This window comes from Indolivaga capnocytophagoides, assembly GCF_036511535.1.
GTDB classification, from domain to species: domain Bacteria; phylum Bacteroidota; class Bacteroidia; order Bacteroidales; family Dysgonomonadaceae; genus Dysgonomonas_A; species Dysgonomonas_A capnocytophagoides.
The window spans coordinates 1,443,967-1,462,686 of the sequence record NZ_AP028867.1; the positions used below are offsets into that span (position 1 = coordinate 1,443,967).

General features: G+C 38.2%; 7 protein-coding genes. 2 read left to right on the forward strand and 5 right to left on the reverse strand.

Annotated elements, in window-relative coordinates:
• Positions 1-100: 100 nt before the first annotated feature.
• The 3 genes from AABJ51_RS05840 to AABJ51_RS05850 form a co-directional block, all read right to left on the reverse strand.
• Positions 101-1,996, reverse strand: coding sequence for a RagB/SusD family nutrient uptake outer membrane protein (locus AABJ51_RS05840; RefSeq protein ID WP_338374754.1), 1,896 nt, complete (start codon positions 1,994-1,996; stop codon positions 101-103).
• Positions 1,997-2,095: 99 nt separating this feature from the next.
• A complete protein-coding gene (locus AABJ51_RS05845; RefSeq protein WP_338374755.1) occupies positions 2,096-5,224 on the reverse strand; it encodes a SusC/RagA family TonB-linked outer membrane protein in 3,129 nt (1,042 codons plus the stop codon).
• Positions 5,225-5,868: 644 nt separating this feature from the next.
• Positions 5,869-9,933, reverse strand: coding sequence for a hybrid sensor histidine kinase/response regulator transcription factor (locus AABJ51_RS05850; protein WP_338374756.1), 4,065 nt, complete (start codon positions 9,931-9,933; stop codon positions 5,869-5,871).
• An 831-nt stretch (positions 9,934-10,764) separates the two neighbouring features.
• On the opposite strand from AABJ51_RS05850, the gene AABJ51_RS05855 reads away from it, so the two are divergent.
• Both AABJ51_RS05855 and AABJ51_RS05860 read left to right on the forward strand, forming a co-directional pair.
• The gene (locus AABJ51_RS05855; RefSeq protein ID WP_338374757.1) at positions 10,765-13,887 is read left to right on the forward strand and encodes a SusC/RagA family TonB-linked outer membrane protein; all 3,123 of its coding nucleotides are present in this window, start codon (positions 10,765-10,767) and stop codon (positions 13,885-13,887) included.
• A 44-nt stretch (positions 13,888-13,931) separates the two neighbouring features.
• Positions 13,932-15,755 (forward strand): RagB/SusD family nutrient uptake outer membrane protein, encoded by a 1,824-nt coding sequence (locus AABJ51_RS05860; protein WP_134435418.1) that lies wholly within the window; start codon positions 13,932-13,934, stop codon positions 15,753-15,755.
• Between the two features lie 69 nt (positions 15,756-15,824).
• Here AABJ51_RS05860 and AABJ51_RS05865 read toward each other — a convergent pair whose 3' ends face one another.
• The gene (locus AABJ51_RS05865; RefSeq protein ID WP_338374758.1) at positions 15,825-16,694 is read right to left on the reverse strand and encodes an alpha/beta hydrolase; all 870 of its coding nucleotides are present in this window, start codon (positions 16,692-16,694) and stop codon (positions 15,825-15,827) included.
• Between the two features lie 33 nt (positions 16,695-16,727).
• A complete protein-coding gene (locus AABJ51_RS05870; protein ID WP_338374759.1) occupies positions 16,728-18,686 on the reverse strand; it encodes a glycoside hydrolase family 97 protein in 1,959 nt (652 codons plus the stop codon).
• Positions 18,687-18,720 lie beyond the last annotated feature (34 nt).

Genomic DNA, 18,720 nt, shown 5'->3' on the forward strand with positions numbered 1-18,720 from the left:
CTATTTATTGACTAACCAAGTATAATGATGAGAAGAGGTTATACCCATTGAAATATTTCATTAAAGACTCTATATTATTACAGGTATAGTAAAGATTTAATTAATCCCAACCCGGATTTTGATTAAATTCCAAATAGATACTTGTATCCGCAGTCTTCAAGGGTAACCAATAATGCTTACTGGAGAAATTACGTTTCAATATCTGTACTTCTTTAAATCCTGAGACTCTGTTTTGAGTTGGATCTTCTTCATTAAATGTACCTGTTCGTGTAAATTCCTGAGATGTTTTTAGAGTATAAGGGTATTCTGTAAGGAGCAGCCAACGCCGTAAATCGTTGAACCGATGGGCTTCGAAAGCCAATTCTACAGCACGTTCGCGCCTTACCTCTTTCATAAATTCGGAAACAGACGATAAATATTTACTTGATACCGGATCTACATTTGCCCGTTGACGTATTACATTAACCGCCTCAGCAGCCGTTTTTGAATATCCTGACTCTTTGCCATTCGCCGATTGATAAGCATTTGCCGCAGCTTCGGCATACATCAGATAAATATCAGCCAAACGCATCCAACTTACCTGAATATGCAATCCAAAACCATAATTACGAACTCCGTCATCATATAAATTGACACTTTTGGGAAGAAACTTACACAACGAATAACCTGTACGGCTACCTGTACTGATATTGCGGTAACTGCCATTTGTATACATATTCGCATATTGATCAGCAGGAGAAACTCCGTCTTTGCCCTCTAAGGCACTTCCGTTTTTCACCATTTTTACTCCATCATATACGATATCATGATAAAAACGAGGATCACGATCACGCCATGGATATTCTTTATTAAAACCTGATCCCGAATCATCCAACGGTAATCCATTTTTCATTCCGTAGTAATTTACATAATTCGCTGTCGGAGAAAACAATAAGGTAGAACCCGTTATTATAGAAGGAAAATACTGGGCACCCAAGCAATACCCCGAACCCATCCAAGGGTCATAAGCAGGAGACTGGAAGATAGACTCTGTTGATCCAGGGTTCTTAAAACTTTGCTGATAAGTATAGAATATATCCGTATAATGGTTAAAATCAACCAGTGCATATTGAGTTTCACCATTTTCGACCTTAGTCAATAACTCGGCAAAAGCGGCAGATGCTTTTTTACAATACTCGACATTATAATTCTTATCTCCTGTCGATTCAGAGTTCATTAACGGACTCCCTGCCCACAGATAGTTTTTACCTAAGTACCCCAGAGCCATGATTTTATTAATCCGTTGCTGATTATTTCCATATGTTGCTTTTCCGGCAGTAGTATTATCCCAGTCGATCGGGAGTAAGTCCGCTGCCTTACGAAAATCCGCACCGGCCAGATCTGCGCATTCCTGATAACTGAGCCTTGGGTAAGTCAACTTTTCAGACGAGGATGGTACTTCGGTTAGATAAGGTAATCCTCCGAAATATTGCATCAGTTCGAAATGAAACCAAGCTCTGAAGAAATAGAGTTGACCTGCTATCAGATTCTTTTCTTCAGTGGTAGCAGTCGTCATCTTGTCTAGATTGGCTAGCCCGAGATTTGCTTTACGGATGCCATACCATGCCAAAGGCCATAACGACTTTTGAAAACGATCTTTACTATTGGCTTTTGTATTGCTTCTGTCCATCCATCCGCACTGCCATCCATCTTTACCGGATTGCCATCCCCAAAAGTCGCCCTGATCAATTTTATATCCGAAATGATAATCGACTCCAAAAGAAATAATCTCATCTTCACCCCAATTGAAAGAGTTATTCCAGTATCCATGCGCAAAATCGGGGATACAATAATACAATTCTTCTGTAAAACCCTGAAAATTGGTAAAATCCTTGAAAGCATCTTCATCCGAAACTGTACTATCGGTCGATTTATCTAAATAATCTTCGCATGCCGTAAATGTGGCAATAGCCGAAAGTATACTGCAGTAAAATAATATTCTTATGTATTTTTTCATATTAGTTCTATTAAGGTCTCTGACCCATTTATTACTTTGGTAAGTAAAATAACCAAAGCCTGTTATAAACTAAAAGTATATCTTAAATACGTCCTTTACTTATAAAGTAAATTTGATTCCCAGATTGATACGCTTTACTGTTGGATATGCCCCTTGAGAAGCCCACCCCGTTCCTGCAAAATTAGATTCACGGTCATCGGGCATACGGGTCCATAGCCAAAGGTTGTTGCCGTTTATATAAAATTTGAGATCGGCAAGCCCTATCTTTTTAACCCAATTATTGCGGAATGTATAACCCAACTCTATGTTTTTCAATCGAATATAAGACCCATCATAAAAATACCTTGTTCCGGTGTAATACTCACTGGTAGTAGATCCCCAGCGAGGGAGAGGAACATCAGCATTGGTATTATCACTACTCCAGTAAGAACCCTCGTCGTAGGCAATCAGCTGTTGTTTCGAAAACGTAGTGAATACAACCTGACGAGTCACATTATTTACCCCATAAAACTGCATAAAGAAGTTCCATCCTTTCCAATCGACCCCAAATGAAGCACTATAAGTATTCTGAGGATTAGAAGAATATCCATAAGGGATATTATCATATGTGTCGATAACTCCATCACCATTATAATCCAGAATATTGTATCCTCCGGGTAGTTTTTGATTGTTATTCGTTGAAAACTCAGTACTACCATACAGTTCATCTATAGTATTATAATATCCTGCATCTACATAAGAATAGGTTTGTCCGATAGCCTTCCCTGCTTTTTTCTGATATTCGGGCAATAAAGCCGGATCGTCTCTTTCCAGAATTACATCTTTCGAATGCGTCATATTAAGATTGGCCCATAAACGGATGTCGTTATTGAGTATTTTGTTGAAACGTAATTCCAACTCATATCCGGTAGTGCGCACACGCCCAAGATTTGCATATGGAGCTTTAGTCGTACCTCCGAAGTAAGAAGGAGTAGAACGATCGCTCCCCGAGATCAATATATCATTACGTTTATCCCTGAAAAACTCAAGACTTCCGGAGAATAAACCGTTGACCACGGAATAATCTATACCGAAATTGAACTTCCTTACTGTTTCCCAATGAATATCCTCATTACCAACAGTCGATTCCCGATACCAAGTGTACGGGCTGTTCGAATTATACAGTCCTGTCATAATACCAGATGGATCGCCGCCATATTCCCACTGTGTCATATACAGCCAACGGGTACTAACATTATCATCTCCGATTTCGCCATAAGATGCTCTCAATTTGAGCATATCTATAAACTTAAGAGGTTTCATAAATCGTTCTTCACTGATCATCCAGCCGATAGCTCCTGAATTGAAAAATGCAAAGCGGTTTTTGGGACTGAATTTTTCAGAACCGTTGTATGCTCCGTTATATTCAAAAAAGTACCTGCCTGCATAATCATAAGTTGCCCTGAATGCCCAGTCTTCTCTATAATGGGGCACTTCACTTCCTTTAGCGGTTTCTTGACGGCTGAAGATTCCCATTCCCCCGACCGTATGCTTTCCAAATGTGTTATTATAATTTATTTGACCCTGATAGTATAAGTTGCGCTGCGTTTCATTGTTATTCACTTCTCCACCAGAAGGAAGCCATCCTATTATCTCCCGAAAATCGAACATACTTCCATCGTAAGAGTTTTTATAAGTGACTTGTCCTGTATTCGGATCAATGTATTTGTATTGCGAGTCGTTAAAACCATTATCAATACCTCTCTTTTCTTCCAGAAATGTATTATCCCAGGATATTAAGCCTTTAACCTTTAACCCTTTCAGCAAAAATTTCAAATCCTGCTCTAGAGTAAAATCCGTAGTAAGACGTGTTGTAGTTCTGGTATTCGTTCCGGAAAGAGCCATTGTTGCAACAGAGTTACTTGCATTCCCATCAGGATCATACCCCCAAGTTCCGTCTGAATATCGGGGTAAGAAAGAGTTAGGTGGTGTACTATAGGCACTTCCCCACATATAGAATTCATAGTCAGTACGAGGACCTTGTTTCACACCACTCGATCCCGCAATATTGGCCTTCAGCGTGGTTGTATTTGTTAATTGAAAATCTAGATTACTCCTCATATTGATACGGTCATATCCATAAGTTGTTTTATACCCACGACCATTATCATAAGATTTGAACAAGTCTCCTTCATGTTGATAATCTACAGCAGCAAAATATTTAACGAATTTGGTTCCGCCACTGATATTTACATTCACATTTTCAGATACGGCATAATCTTTAAACATCCAATCTGACCAATCGACATTCGGATAGCGTTCGCTTTCTTCTAAATTAGCAGGATACCGATATTTATTTATAATACTCTGCGGAGTCATACTGTACCATGAATCAGGACTTAAACCTAATTCACTTTCAATAACCCTATTACGCAGCATAAGAGCATCGTAAGAATCTAGTTTACCCGGTAGTTTTGATGGCACTTTTACAGCTACACTCGCACCTCCGGTTATAATAGGTTTACCTTCTGCTCCGCGTTTGGTTGTAATGAGAATTACGCCATTAGCACCTTTCACTCCATATACGGCTGTAGCAGAAGCATCTTTCAGTACCGAAATGGATTCTACCGAATGAATATCCACGCTACTCATCGGACGTTCTATACCATCTACCAATACTAATGGCGAACTGCTGTTCCATGAACTCACTCCACGAATTACGATCTGGGGATCTTCTTCTCCTGGCATACCGGTACTTGCTGTAGTTGTCACACCGGGAAGATTACCGGTTAAAGCCGATCCGATATCGGATACGCCACCTGTCCGTTCCAGCACCTTACCTGAGGTTTGTGTTATAGCTCCTACTACACTGGCTTTTCGTTGTTGGCCATAACCGACAATAATGACTTCATCTAATTGTCCGGTATTTTCTTCAAGTACAATTCTCAAAGGAGAAGTTCTACGCCCATCAATCTTAACTTCTAAAGGTTTCATACCGATATATGAAATGACCAGAGTTCCCTTTATGTTTGGAACTGTAAGTGAAAAGTTACCATCCATATCCGTAACTGTCCCTATTTTTCGGTCTTCCTTTAAGATGACACTGACTCCTATGACAGGCTCTCCTGTCTCATCAACAATAATTCCATTTACTGTCACTTTACCCTGTGCATGAACTATAAAGCAGCTGCAAAGCAGAAATAAAATAAAGTAAGGAATCTTTAGAATCCTCATTTTTTTGTTTTCCATCGCTATTAATTTAAGGTATGAATAATACTTTGGTCTATTTCTCTCTTTCTCATTAGAATAACGTATTTAATGTGTTATTTAAATTAGTTTTTACAATCATTTCCTTGTTACATATAATTCGCCAGCTCTAGCTGTCAAGAAGTGTTTTGTTAATTTGTACAATACGATATATAGCAGGATACATTTTCTCTGAATTGAGAAATTTCTTAAGAGGTCAACTTTCATCTTTCATAGTAAAAAATCAGGTTTTAGATTAATGATGAGTAGGGCAAGCCCTTTACTCCTTTCCTGACAAAAATATTCGGAGAAATACTAAATAAAACAGATTGATGTTACAGCTTTTTACGGTTATGTAACATCTTTTTGAACGATGTTACATTATCTATTGACAGCAATACACAAACAGATCGTAATACACTATATAACAAAACATTAAACACCTATTTAAATTATTGAAAATAATTCAGACTATATGTAGTATTATCACGAGAAAAGGATAAAATACATAAACCCAAAGCGACTTTTCAGACTTAATATTATCTAATCAGAGCATGCAACAAAAAAAGATCATAGCCTACAACAATCATCGGCTATGATACTAACTCAAATTACTCTACGAAACAAACATAAAACCATCTCAACTCTTATCCCCCATAGCTTGTTGGGGATATTCCATAAAACTCTTTAAAGGCATTCGAAAAATACGATGCATTCGAAAACCCAACAGCTTCGGCCACTTCCATAACGGTCAGTTTTTTACTCGATAACAATTCTGCCGCTTGCTGCAAACGAATATTCCGAATAAAATCGCGAGTCGATTGGTTCGTCAATTCTTTGAGTTTTCGATGTAAATGTACCCGGCTAATACCTATTTTAGTAGCTATCATTTCAACATTCAAATCCTGATTGCTTATATTCTTATTTATGATGTCCATCACTTTTTCCAAGAGCTTTTCATCTGCAGACTTCATGGTTATTTTGCGTACTTTATCTCTCTGCTGCTGGTTTCCACTAAAGTTATTCTTTAATATCTCTCTATTTCTGAGTATATTCCTGACTGATTCTTTTAATATTTCAATACTAAATGGTTTGACGATATAGGCATCCGCTCCTGTTTCAAGCCCCTTCAGGTTATCTTCATCCTTCGATTTAGCTGTTAATAATATAACAGGCAGATGATTGATATTTACATTCTGCCTAATTTTGCGGCACAGGGTTATACCATCCATTTCGGGCATTAGTACATCGCTGATTACAATATCCGGAGTCTTGTCTAATATCATAGATAATGCTTCTTTTCCATTAACACTTTCTAACACATGATATTCTCGGGATAACTCTTCGGATATATATTTTCGGATATCTTTATCATCATCAACTATTAATATGCGGTATCTGGTCTTCGCCCTCACTTTTGAATCTTCTTCGCCATCCGGTATAACAGATATTACCTGAGCTCTATCTATATACGATTGCTTTTCCGATATCATATTGTCTATTTCTTCAGATAGCAAATGTTCTTTGCCTTGTGGTATACGGATAATAAATCGACAACCTCCCTCCTCTTCTTTGTTATTTTCGGCAGTGATCTCCCCGTGATGAAGTTGCACTATTGATCTGGCTAAATGCAGGCCAATACCTGTACCTTCTCCAATTATATCGGGATTATTCTGCGACTGATAAAATCGTTTAAAGATAGACTCAACTTCACTTTCATTGATACCAAAACCATTATCAGAAACTATAATTTCGATATATTGGCTCAACTGATCACTGCGATTCTCATCTATAGCTGTATTGAGGTATATATCTATTTTGCCATCATCGGGTGTAAACTTCAAGGCATTGGATAAGGTGTTCAGTATAACTTTGTCAAAATTCTTTGGAGCAATCCAAGCATATAAATCATTCATGTCATGATGAAAAACGAAACTAATATTCTTGGATTGAAACTCCTCTTCAAAAATACTACACAAGTCGTCGATAAATCCAACCATCTCTACTGACTGAAATTTGAGAGTCATCTGTCCTTTATCTATCTTACGTATATCCATCAGTTGATTTATAAGAGATAAAATACGTTCCGAGTTACGGAACATAGTAAGATAAGACTTCTGCCGTATGTGATCTTTATCGGCTGTCATCAGCTTTTTCAATGGATTTATTATTAAAGAAATAGGAGTTCTTATCTCATGCGATACATTCATAAAAAACTGTAGCTTAGCCTCATCAATCTGTTTCTCCTGTTCATGTTTTTGCAATTCCAATCGAGTATAATAACGATGTCTGAATTGTTTTATCAGAATAAGGACAATAAGTATAGCTAACAAACAATAAACTAACTTAGCCCATAATGACCAATACCAAGCAGGATAAATAACGATAAGAATCTCTTTGACCGGCGAATAAGTATTATAATCCTTTGCTTTCACCTTGAAATGATACTTTCCGGGAGACAGATTATCAAATGCAACCCGATTAGCTCCGGGAGCGAGATTTATCCAGATATCATCATTTATCGAATAAGAATAAACTATGCGCTCGGGATTATTAAATTCCATGGCGGAAAACTCTATAGAAAAAGAGTTATCTAAATTCGATAAATGAAATTCAGTAGCTTTCATTACCGAAGTATTTATTATATCAAAAGCACCGGACTTCATTCCTTCTTTTACGGCCTTGTCATGAATATAAAAATCGGTTATTACTACATCCAGTCTCTTTTTCTCCGAAATAATCCGTTCCGGAACAAAGGAAGTAATACCACTTATACCTCCGAACACTATTTGTCCTTTTCTATCGACAAGAGAAGCTCCTTTACTAAACTCATTCCCATACAAGCCGTCATCGGCATAATAATTGATAAAATCATGAGTATCGAGATTCATTTTCGATATACCAAAATTTGTGCTGATCCATAAATTCCGGTTTCGATCTTCCTCTATACTACAGATAGTATTACTAGGAAGTCCATCGTCCATAGTTAAAGTCGATATTTCGTGAGTCTTATCATCTATATATTTCAACCCTTCTGATGTTCCAACCCAAATGACTCCGCTGCTATCTTCAAATATGGTGTATATAATAATGCCAGCCATTAACCTATTGAAACCATAAGTAGATAAAAAGCTTTTGGTTTTCAAATCAAAACAGCTTAACCCATCATAAGTACCAATATATAATTTGTCATTTCTGGTGGTAAGCAGGTTCGTTATCCAACTATTATGCAGCATGTTAATATCCCCCCTGTTATCAACATCTTTCAGAATATCGTAGTTCGTCACTTTATGGGTCTTTAAGTTTAGGCAGAATATACCTGATCCCATTGAACCGATCCAAAGATGATGGTCCTTATCTTCGGCAAAGCTATATATCCGCTGAGCAACATTTGAATTAACATCGATAAGGTCCGATAAATATTCACATTTTCCGGTCTCCCTGTTCAAAGTAGCGGCACCATTCAAATATGAACCTATCCACAGATTACGTTCCGAATCTTCGTATATACACATAATAGTAGAAGGTACAGACCTCGGATCGAGAGTATGCTGGAAATGAGCTTTGAGCTTTCCTTCAGGTGTAATACCATATATGCCGTCATTATCCGTTCCAACCCATAATGTGCCCTCATGATCCTGACAAATAGACATTATACAAGCATTCCCTATAATATTACCAACAGATGATTTATATCCCAAATACTTAAAGTCATTAGTCTGTCCGGGAAGTAACATGACTCCTTTCTGAAAAATTCCAATCCAAATGTTTCCGGCTTTATCTTCTATTATAGAATGTACTTTTGATCTGGACGAATCGAAAGAATTTATCGAGAACTTTTTATCAGTGATTTTTCGGGTTAAAGGGTCAAAGACCTTAAGTCCGTACCCATCAGTTCCTATGTAAATTTTACCGTCATTGCTTGGTACAAGGGTCTTTATCGGCAGATTAGGGTTCTCGGTATATGAAATTGCAAAGAACGAATTTTTCGCCCGATCAAATATGTATAAACCCTTTCCCAGACTTCCCACATACAAATTGCCATTTCGATCCTGGCAAATACAGAAAACATTATTCCCTCCAAATTCTTTGAAGTTGGGATATATATTTACTTTATTCTCATTAGTTATTCGCAATAGTCCTTTATCTTGTGTTGATATCCATAAATCTTGCTTATCATCCTCAAAGAGATAAGTCAGCATAAAACTAGGCACCATTGCTTTTACCTGCTTGGCGTAAAATCCACTTGCATTTTTTTTTATTACAAAAAGCCCTTGTCCCGAAGTTGCAACCAAAATATCCCCGTTTTTTTGCTCCAACATATAAAATACATGTGCTGAATATTTCACATCACCTTCGAGCAGCAACGGAACTTCGATAAAAGTATCCTTCGCATAATCATAGATTTGTAATCCATTTAGTGAACCAACAAAAAAATGCCCCTGCTTATCTTCGAAAAGCAAACGAACATAGTTACTTAGTAATGAATTCTTTTCAGTTTTATTATGCTTATATGTAATAAATTTAGATCCATCGTATCTGTTCAATCCATCTTCTGTCGCAATCCATATAATACCATTTCGATCCTGATATACTTCATTTATCAGACTGCTGGATAGCTCCATGTCTGTCGTAAATAATTTCCCCGACTGCCCTTGGGACAATACAGATAATAAAAAGAACAGAGAGAAAAGAATAGATTTAGGTAACATTGAGTGTAATAGTATAATGGTTTAAATACATAGCCTGATTCCAAGGATTAACAATCATTCAATAGATCTTTATTTATCAAAATAGGTAATAAATGCATAGTCTAAAAGAAAATCAGAGTGACAGCCATGTCTTTTAATAACTAAGAATATCAAGTATATTACATCTAAAACAAAGCTACTACTGCTCTATAAATATTACAAGAAATAATGTTACAATATCTATTGCTAATATAACAACCTCCTCTTATTTTGTTACAATTTCTATAATCAAGATATCAATGGGATTAAATATTATAAATAAAATAACCTTACCTGAATATAGATAAATTAAGGTCTATGACCTATTTATTGGTTTGATAGACAAAACAACCAAAATATATTACAAGCCTAAAATATATTATTAAATACTTTAGGTTACTTATATTAATTTCGACAAAAAACGAATAAAGCCCATTCAATAAAGGCTCTTAAACAGCCACAATTCAGAGGTGGTATATCTTCGATAGATGATGCAACGCTTTGCATCAACAATGTTACATAATGCAAAAGAAATGTAACATTTTTTGATATATACAGGCTCTATCTTCAATACATTTGCCATAACCAGCTCTGATTCCTAAAACCATGTGAGTAAATCTAAACGCCACCAGATTATATAAAACAATCGCATGCAGAACTTATCTTTAATTAGAGTAGATCTCTTTTAACTAAAATATTTAGAGTCAACATATACAAATATCTAAAAAAGCTGCATTCCTCTAATAATATGATGAACAACAAACCAATTGCAATTTTAAAATATGAACCCAAAAAACACTAAATCTCAATTGTATGAAGACTAAATTATTTACCCTGTTAATGCTTTTTCTCTATGCTTTGTCCAATGCATGGGGGCAAGGCAGAAGTGTCTATGGAAAAGTGACTTCGGCAGCTGATAACGAACCTATTATCGGAGCATCGATTGTCATAAAAGGTACTACTGTCGGAACAGTTTCAGATCTGGACGGAAAATTCTCAATTACAGCAAAGCCGGACGCGATATTAGTTGTGTCTTATCTGGGATACTCTTCGCTTGAGGTTCCTGTTAGAAATCAGACGGAAATTTCGATACAAATGACCGATGCTGAACATGTTCTTGATAATGTTGTGGTGGTTGGATATGGAAAACAAAAGAAAGCCGATCTCACATCTTCAATTGCAACCTTAAACCCCGAAGAAGTACTGAAAGCACCGGGAGGTATAACCGAAGCACTGCAAGGCAGCACCGCCGGTGTAAATGTATCAGGAGGCAAAATCCGCATCAGAGGAACAAGCTCCATCACTGGTAATACCGATCCTTTATGGGTTGTCGATGGCTTAATTGACGGAACTATTCCTAATGAAGATGAAATCGAAACCATTCAGGTATTGAAAGACGCAGCATCATGTGCCATCTATGGTGTACGGGGTGCTAATGGAGTTATCGTAGTAACGACCAAAAAAGGGAAAGAAGGCACACCTCAAATCAATTTCAACACATATGTTGGTACAGGAAGCGTTGCCAAAAAGATAAATATGATGAATGCCTATGATTATGGTATTTATGTTAACGAATTGTATTACAATTCATCTGATGCAGCATCAATTGCAAACGGAACATGGAACAAAATTGTTCCGACCAACAATTCTAACCCCAGCAATCCGCTTGCCGATACAGAGTGGAGGGATCAATATTTCAGCAGTTCTGTTTATCAAAAGTACGATTTATCAATCAGCGGAGCCAGCAAATTCGCAAACTACCGACTTGGAGCGACGTACAAAAAAGATGAAAACGACATCAAAACAAATAATAACAATGAAAAGAATATTTATGCCAATGTAGAAGGCACAAAAGGCAGGTTTACATACGGAGGACGTGTTCAGGCAAGTATTTACAAGTCGAAAATATATAGAGGTGCATCTTTGATGAATATGTTGATGCTTCCGTCTAATCTTCCTGTGTATAACGAAGATGGCAGTTTTTATAAAACGGGGGTAAACGAGTTAGATGGCAATGACCTGTCAAATCAGGCGTGGTTTTTACACAATCAAAGACAACATAACTCAAACACCAAAGCCCTGGGTAGTATTTTCGGAGAAGTAAAGCTTTTTGATTGGTTGAAATACAGACTTACTTATACTTATTCGACATATCGCAATAACGATGCTGAACTGATACCTCAATATGATTTAGGAGCGTCCCGTCAGAATTACAATTACCAGTCAACCAGCAAAGGAGGAAACAATCATAAAGTATTAGAACATTTGCTCACCTTCGATAAAACATTTGGAAATCACTCTCTGGGCGGGGTTGCGGGTATTGTCTCGGAAACCTTTGAAGCATGGTCGACAACAAATACCGGACAAAGCAATGAACATTCGGATTTCGGACCTGAAAGTAATTTTCCCAATGCTGTAACGGTTAGCAGTTCTTGGTCTAATCTGGCATACTATTCTTATTTAGCCAGAATTATGTATTCATATAACAGTAAATATATGCTGACAGCCAATTTCCGTGCAGATGAATCCTCTAAGTTTGCAAAAGGCAAAAGATGGGGATATTTCCCTTCATTCTCCGCAGGATGGAGAATCAGTGAAGAGCCTTGGTTTAAAGAACCAACGTCTAAATGGCTTGATAATCTAAAACTACGTGCAACACTCGGCTGGATCGGTAGTGCCGGAGCAGTCGGATATTATGACTATCAATCGGTAGTCGAAACCAATAACCGTTATTATACATTCGGCCCAAATCAAAGCTCAGGTAATGCGGCAGACTCTAATGCAGCAGCTCCTCTACCGGAAACATTTGCAGACAAATCTCTTACATGGGAAACAACCCGTGATGCAGGTTTTGGTTTTGACCTTGATGCTTTGAGCAACAAATTAACTGTGACCTTCGACTATTATAACCGTAAGGTTACCGATATGCTTTTGAATGTACAGCTTCCAAAATCAGCGGGAACACCCAATTCGGTATGGATGAATGTCGGCAGTATGACAAACTGGGGGATAGAACTAACGACCACTTATCGTGATAAGATTGGTGATGATTTTAACTTCAGCGTCACTCCTATATTTTCCTTATACCGCAACAAAGTAACCAGCTTAGGCGATAACGAATCGTTAGCAGGAGGTAATATCAATACGGGGGCAAACGTTACCCGAACAGTAACAGGCAGATCAGTCGCTCAATTTTGGGGATATAAAACAGATGGATTGTTCAAAACGGATGAAGAAGCAGCCAATTATGTAAACGACAAAGGAGAACGCCTGCAGGCAGCAGCCAAAGCAGGAGATCTCAAATACGTGGATATTAACGGAGATGGATCCATATCTGATGCCGATAAAACATTTATAGGCTCTTCAACACCCGACTATTCATTAGGCTTAAACCTCTCTTTCGATTACAAAGGCTTTGACTTCTCGATGCTCTTTCAGGGAGATTTCGGTTATGATATTTATAATAACTGGAAATCTACGTTGTTAGGAGGTTTTGCCGCTAAAAATCAAATGACAGACATGAAAAACCGTTTCCGTGCTAACGATGTGACATTTACAACCGCAGGGGGAGAAAAAATTACATTACCGGCCAATACCAATACATCCGTTCCACGTGCAGTATTGAATGACCCGAACAACAATCACCAGAATGCCTCGGATTACTTTATCGAAAACGGTTCTTACTTCCGATGCAACCGCATAACGCTGGGATACACATTCCAGAAAAATTTATTAAAGAAATTGTCGGTTGACAAACTTCGTGTCTATACAGGGGTTAAAAATCCGTTTACCATTACTGATTACAGTATGTTTGATCCTCAAGTTCCAAATGGCGGGTCTACTCTTAACCGTGGTGTAGACGGAACAGTCTATTACTCTTCGGATACCTACTGGAGCCAACGTGAATTTTTCGCGGGATTACAATTAACATTCTAAAATCAAATAGGTCTGAGACCTTAAAACAGTAAAATCAATACACGATGAAAAAAGTGAAATTATATATAGGTACTCTTTTGAGTGCAACCATGCTGGCATTTTCGGGCTGCGAGCCCAATATGGATTATGCCAATCCAATGGCAGAAAGCGATGTCAACTACTATAATACCAAAGAACATCTTACATATGCTGTCAACGGGGCATATAATATTCTGCAAAGAGGTGGCGGATGGACACGCTGTATGCCCTTTATGCTTAATGCCCGAAGCGACGAATATACATACACAAGTGGAGCTGCTGCTGGAGAAACAGCATCAGCTAATATGTCTCAGTATGTAGTACAATCCGATAATGAATTTATGTCGCTAACTTATCAGGATCTGTATGTTCTTCAATATGCGGCAAATCTTGCCATTGAAAGATTAAAGATAAATCAAGACGGAGCTTTCGATCTATCTAAAGAGGAAGATAAATCACTATATGACAGACTAATGGGTGAAGCTATATTCTTACGGGGACTAAGCCGTTTTTATCTTGTATACTTCTGGGGTGATGAAATTCCCGATAGAGACTATACTGCTACGGGAGGTTCCGACTATAAGAAAGGTCCCTCTGATCCGGGAGTTATCTATCAGAATATGATAGCCGACTTTAAGGATGCAGCACAACTCCTACCCGTTCGTTCTGTTGTGTATGCGAACTCCGATAATCAGGGAAGGGCTACAAAAGGCTCGGCACTTGCCTATCTGGCTAAAGCCTACATGGCTCGCCCTATACTTGACGGTAATGCTAAAGCCGGTGATGCAGAATGGACTCTGGCAAAAGATGTCCTTTATCAAATTATACAATCCGGCGAATACAGCCTTGTAAACAACTACAGGGACAACGGATCGGAAGACAATGAGAACAACGGAGAGTCTCTCTTCGAAGTTCAATTTTCAAAAAGCTTAGATACAGACGGATATAACCCTGTCGCCAACGGTGATATCGGCAGTTGGACTATATCAGGGCAAAACACTTGGAGACAGATTGAACTAACAGCACCTAATTCATCAGAATCAGGACGTTGGTGGAACGGACAACCCTCTCTTGCCTTATATTACGAATTTGAACGGGACACAGATGGCAAGATTATCGATCCCCGGGCATATCAAGGATTATGGATACCTAGCGGAGCCAAATACAAAGGCAAATCAGGTTCGTGGATCGGTTATGATGCTCTATTCAGCGGAGGAACTTTTGACGAATGGAAAGGTAAATGGTTCGGAGTGAGAAAGTATGGCGAAGATCAGTATGTAAGCGATGCCGGAAAAAGCGGTATCAATGACAGATTGATTCGATATGCTGATGTACTGCTAATGTACGCCGAATGCTGTATCGAAACAGGAGATGAAGCGACTGCTCTGACATATATAAACAAAGTAAGAGAAAGAGCCAATAAACAAATGAGCAATCCCAGTGATGCAGACAAAGACATGTTTTATGCTACTGGAACAGGCAAACTGCCTACTGCCGAAGCATTGTTGACGGCAAGTCCTACCCTAGGACGAGTAGTATCGGGCTCTGGAACCGTTATCAACGAAGGAACCAAGATAAATACTTTGCGCCGCCTGCTCAAACACGAGTATTCTGTAGAATTATACTGGGAAGGATGGCGTTTCTTCAACATAATGAGATGGTATAATAACCCTAACGATCCGGATGCTGCATCCATATTGAATAATCTGATTAACAAGAATGCCCTGCAAGTAGAACAAACCGGATTGACAGGAACAATACAGTTCTCTTACAAAAAGCATTTACGTGTGCCGATTCCATCATCCGAGCTTTCAACGAATACTAATATGAAAGGAAATGATGCGAATTAAATAAAAATCATAACAATTCACAAAAATAAAAAAGGGGCTGTAAACCAGTCCCTTTTACATTTTAATAAACTACTGAAATATTCTTCTAGCAAAGTTATAAAGTGAGGGATTCCATACATCCCACCAATGACCTCCCTGCAAAACGAAGTAGATGTGATCAACTCCATTCTTACTTAATGTACTACTGTAATTCTCAGGATTATCACCTACAACATCATCTTTCGAACCTTTGGTTATCATCAATAATGTTGTTTTCCGATATACCTCAGGCAAGGTAAGAGTCTCTGCTGTAAACAGATTATTCAACACACCGGGAGCGGGAGTAAAAGCGCCGATATAGGCAAAATCATCTATCATATTAATACCTACATGAAGAGCAGACCTCCCCCCCATAGAAAGTCCGGCAACAGCCCTGTTGTCCCGTCCTTTCAGAACAGGATAGTTCTTTTCGATATAGGGAAGTAAAACCGTTTTCATTTCCGACAGAAAATTATCAAACTGTTTATGATGGGCAGGTGTCATATATTCCGCAGGACTTTCACCTTTCAAAACAACGCTGATATTAGGAATAACAATTATCATCTCCTTTGCTTTACCCTGAGCTGATAAATTACTGATGATTTCATCCGGCTTTCCATCCAGCCATTCATTCTCATTGCCCCCTATTCCATGTAAAAGATACAGGACAGGATATTTCTTGTCTTTGTCATAATCGGGAGGAAGAATTATATTCGCCTTTCTGTCTATACCCGTTAATGGTGAATAATAACTAATCGCTTTTATTTCTCCGTACATTACACCATCCTGCTTAACATCATAGTTGGACGGACACGTATAATCATTATCGATATATGATTTAACCTTCGATTTTTCGACACCAGAAACCTCTGTATAAAATGAGGTTAATAATAACAATGGCAGTAAATATTTTATTTTCATAATCTTACATTCATATTTAAGATTTACAACACTCTAATTTACAGATTTCAAGACAAAGCCGCCTTTAGACTGCATAGTCACTTCAAACTCACCTTTTGCATTTACATCAAGTGGTGTAAACTGAGGGTTATTATTTTTATCATCGTGATATAAATTTGCCTTTTTGTTAGCAAACATAGGCAGATTCAACTTTAATTTCAATGGCTGAGATTCTGCATTAACTCCGGCAATATACCATTCGTTTCCATGACGGCGGGCTATTACACTATATTTACCGGGGTAGCCATCTATAAATAACGTTTCGTCCCATGTTGTTGGTACTTTTCTCATAAAATCGATCTCAAAAGCAGGTACATCAGTCAGATTGTTAGGTGTAATTCCAAACATCTGTATCGGATTCTGAAATAATACGGATGTAGCCAATTGAAAGGCATCAGTAGTCAATCGCTTTGCACTTCCTTCATTACTCTTATTCAAATATTTATTCAGAAGAACACCTCCGAATTCCATCGAGCCGACAGTATTACGTATAAACGGATGCAGCGATGCAAAAAAAGCCTCACTCATTCGTACATCCTCCGAAAAGATAAGCATCTCCGATGCCAATACAGCTTCGCTTCCCACATAGTTGGGATACATACGCTCCCACCCTCTCGGTAATGTACAGCCATGAAATATAATCATCAGCCCATAATCATTTGCATCCGAAAGGATATCCTCATACAGCCTCATGGTTTCTTGCTTATCACCACCAAAGAAATCAACTTTAAGCCCTTTCACTCCCACCTCTTTAAGCCATTTCATCTCGGCTTTACGAGCTATGGATGTATTCATCTTATTTCGGGGAGTCTGAAACGCATCATTAAATCCGCCGTTCGAATTATACCATAAAAAGACATCAACACCTTTGCTCTTTGCATACTTAATTAAATCCTTCATACGGTCATACCCTATATTTTTATCCCACAAAGCATCAATAAGTATATATTCGAATTTGAGCTGAGCCGCCAGATCTATAAATTTCACCTGATCGTCCCAGTTCATACTGTTATCCTGCCACACTATCCAACTCCATGTAGCACGTCCGTATTTATTCGGCTGAACCGACTTGTAAAGAGGTTCTACAACATCAAACGGAATAGTCGTTTCGACAATCGGTTTGAGCGTTTCGCCTACCGTAATGGTTCTCCAAGGGGTAACACCCGGCAGTGCCAACTGCACCATACTGCTGCCAAATCCATTATTCTGAGCCGGATTGGGATACTGAACAGTATAAAGACCTTCGGTATCACCAACACCCAGATGAGACGCACAATAAAGACTATTTACTCCGGTTTCGGAAAGCAATACCCAACCATCATCACCCACATGAAACAACCCGGGAAACACATATCCATTTTTATTACCCAGCGATTTGACCACAGGTTCACCATTGGTATATCCGCTCTCATAACTCGGAGAGGTACGGGCAAAAGCTCCCATTTCTCCCATCATCGATGATAAAAAGGTGGTCGTGTTAACCGGAAATTTATATCCAGTCACTTCCTCTTTTATTACATAGCAAAGACGCTCTCCCCACTCCGGAAGTTCGTAACGGAATGCAATATCATTGTCACTCACCTGAAAACGAATACTCAGTTGTTGCTTTTCAGTATTTTCAACAGTATAAATCAATACATTAGCCTGATAATTGATTTTCGATTTCTTTATCTTTTCCTGTTCATATTCTTTACTCACCACATCGGTTTTACTATTCACATAACTAACACCTGTGCTAAGATCTCCTTCATTCGTTTTCAACCCCAAAGGAGATTTTTCCAGCATTACTTTATTTTTGTAAGTCACTGTATATAGAGGTTTTCCCCCATTGATCAATAGTGTCACAGCAAGGTTACAATCAGGGCTGTATACTGTTTTTTCCTGTCCGCATACAACGGCAGTAAATACTTGCGATATCAGCAAGATTAATATTCCATATAATTTTATCTTCATATCTTGTTTTTTTATCATCAATTAAATAACAGAA

Coding starts and splice junctions, on each gene's coding strand:
- AABJ51_RS05850 (WP_338374756.1), bottom strand. CDS start 9,933: ATGTTACCTAAATCTATTCTTTTCTCTCTGTTCTTTTTATTATCTGTA.
- AABJ51_RS05865 (WP_338374758.1), bottom strand. CDS start 16,694: ATGAAAATAAAATATTTACTGCCATTGTTATTATTAACCTCATTTTAT.
- AABJ51_RS05855 (WP_338374757.1), top strand. CDS start 10,765: ATGAAGACTAAATTATTTACCCTGTTAATGCTTTTTCTCTATGCTTTG.
- AABJ51_RS05870 (WP_338374759.1), bottom strand. CDS start 18,686: ATGAAGATAAAATTATATGGAATATTAATCTTGCTGATATCGCAAGTA.
- AABJ51_RS05845 (WP_338374755.1), bottom strand. CDS start 5,224: ATGGAAAACAAAAAAATGAGGATTCTAAAGATTCCTTACTTTATTTTA.
- AABJ51_RS05860 (WP_134435418.1), top strand. CDS start 13,932: ATGAAAAAAGTGAAATTATATATAGGTACTCTTTTGAGTGCAACCATG.
- AABJ51_RS05840 (WP_338374754.1), bottom strand. CDS start 1,996: ATGAAAAAATACATAAGAATATTATTTTACTGCAGTATACTTTCGGCT.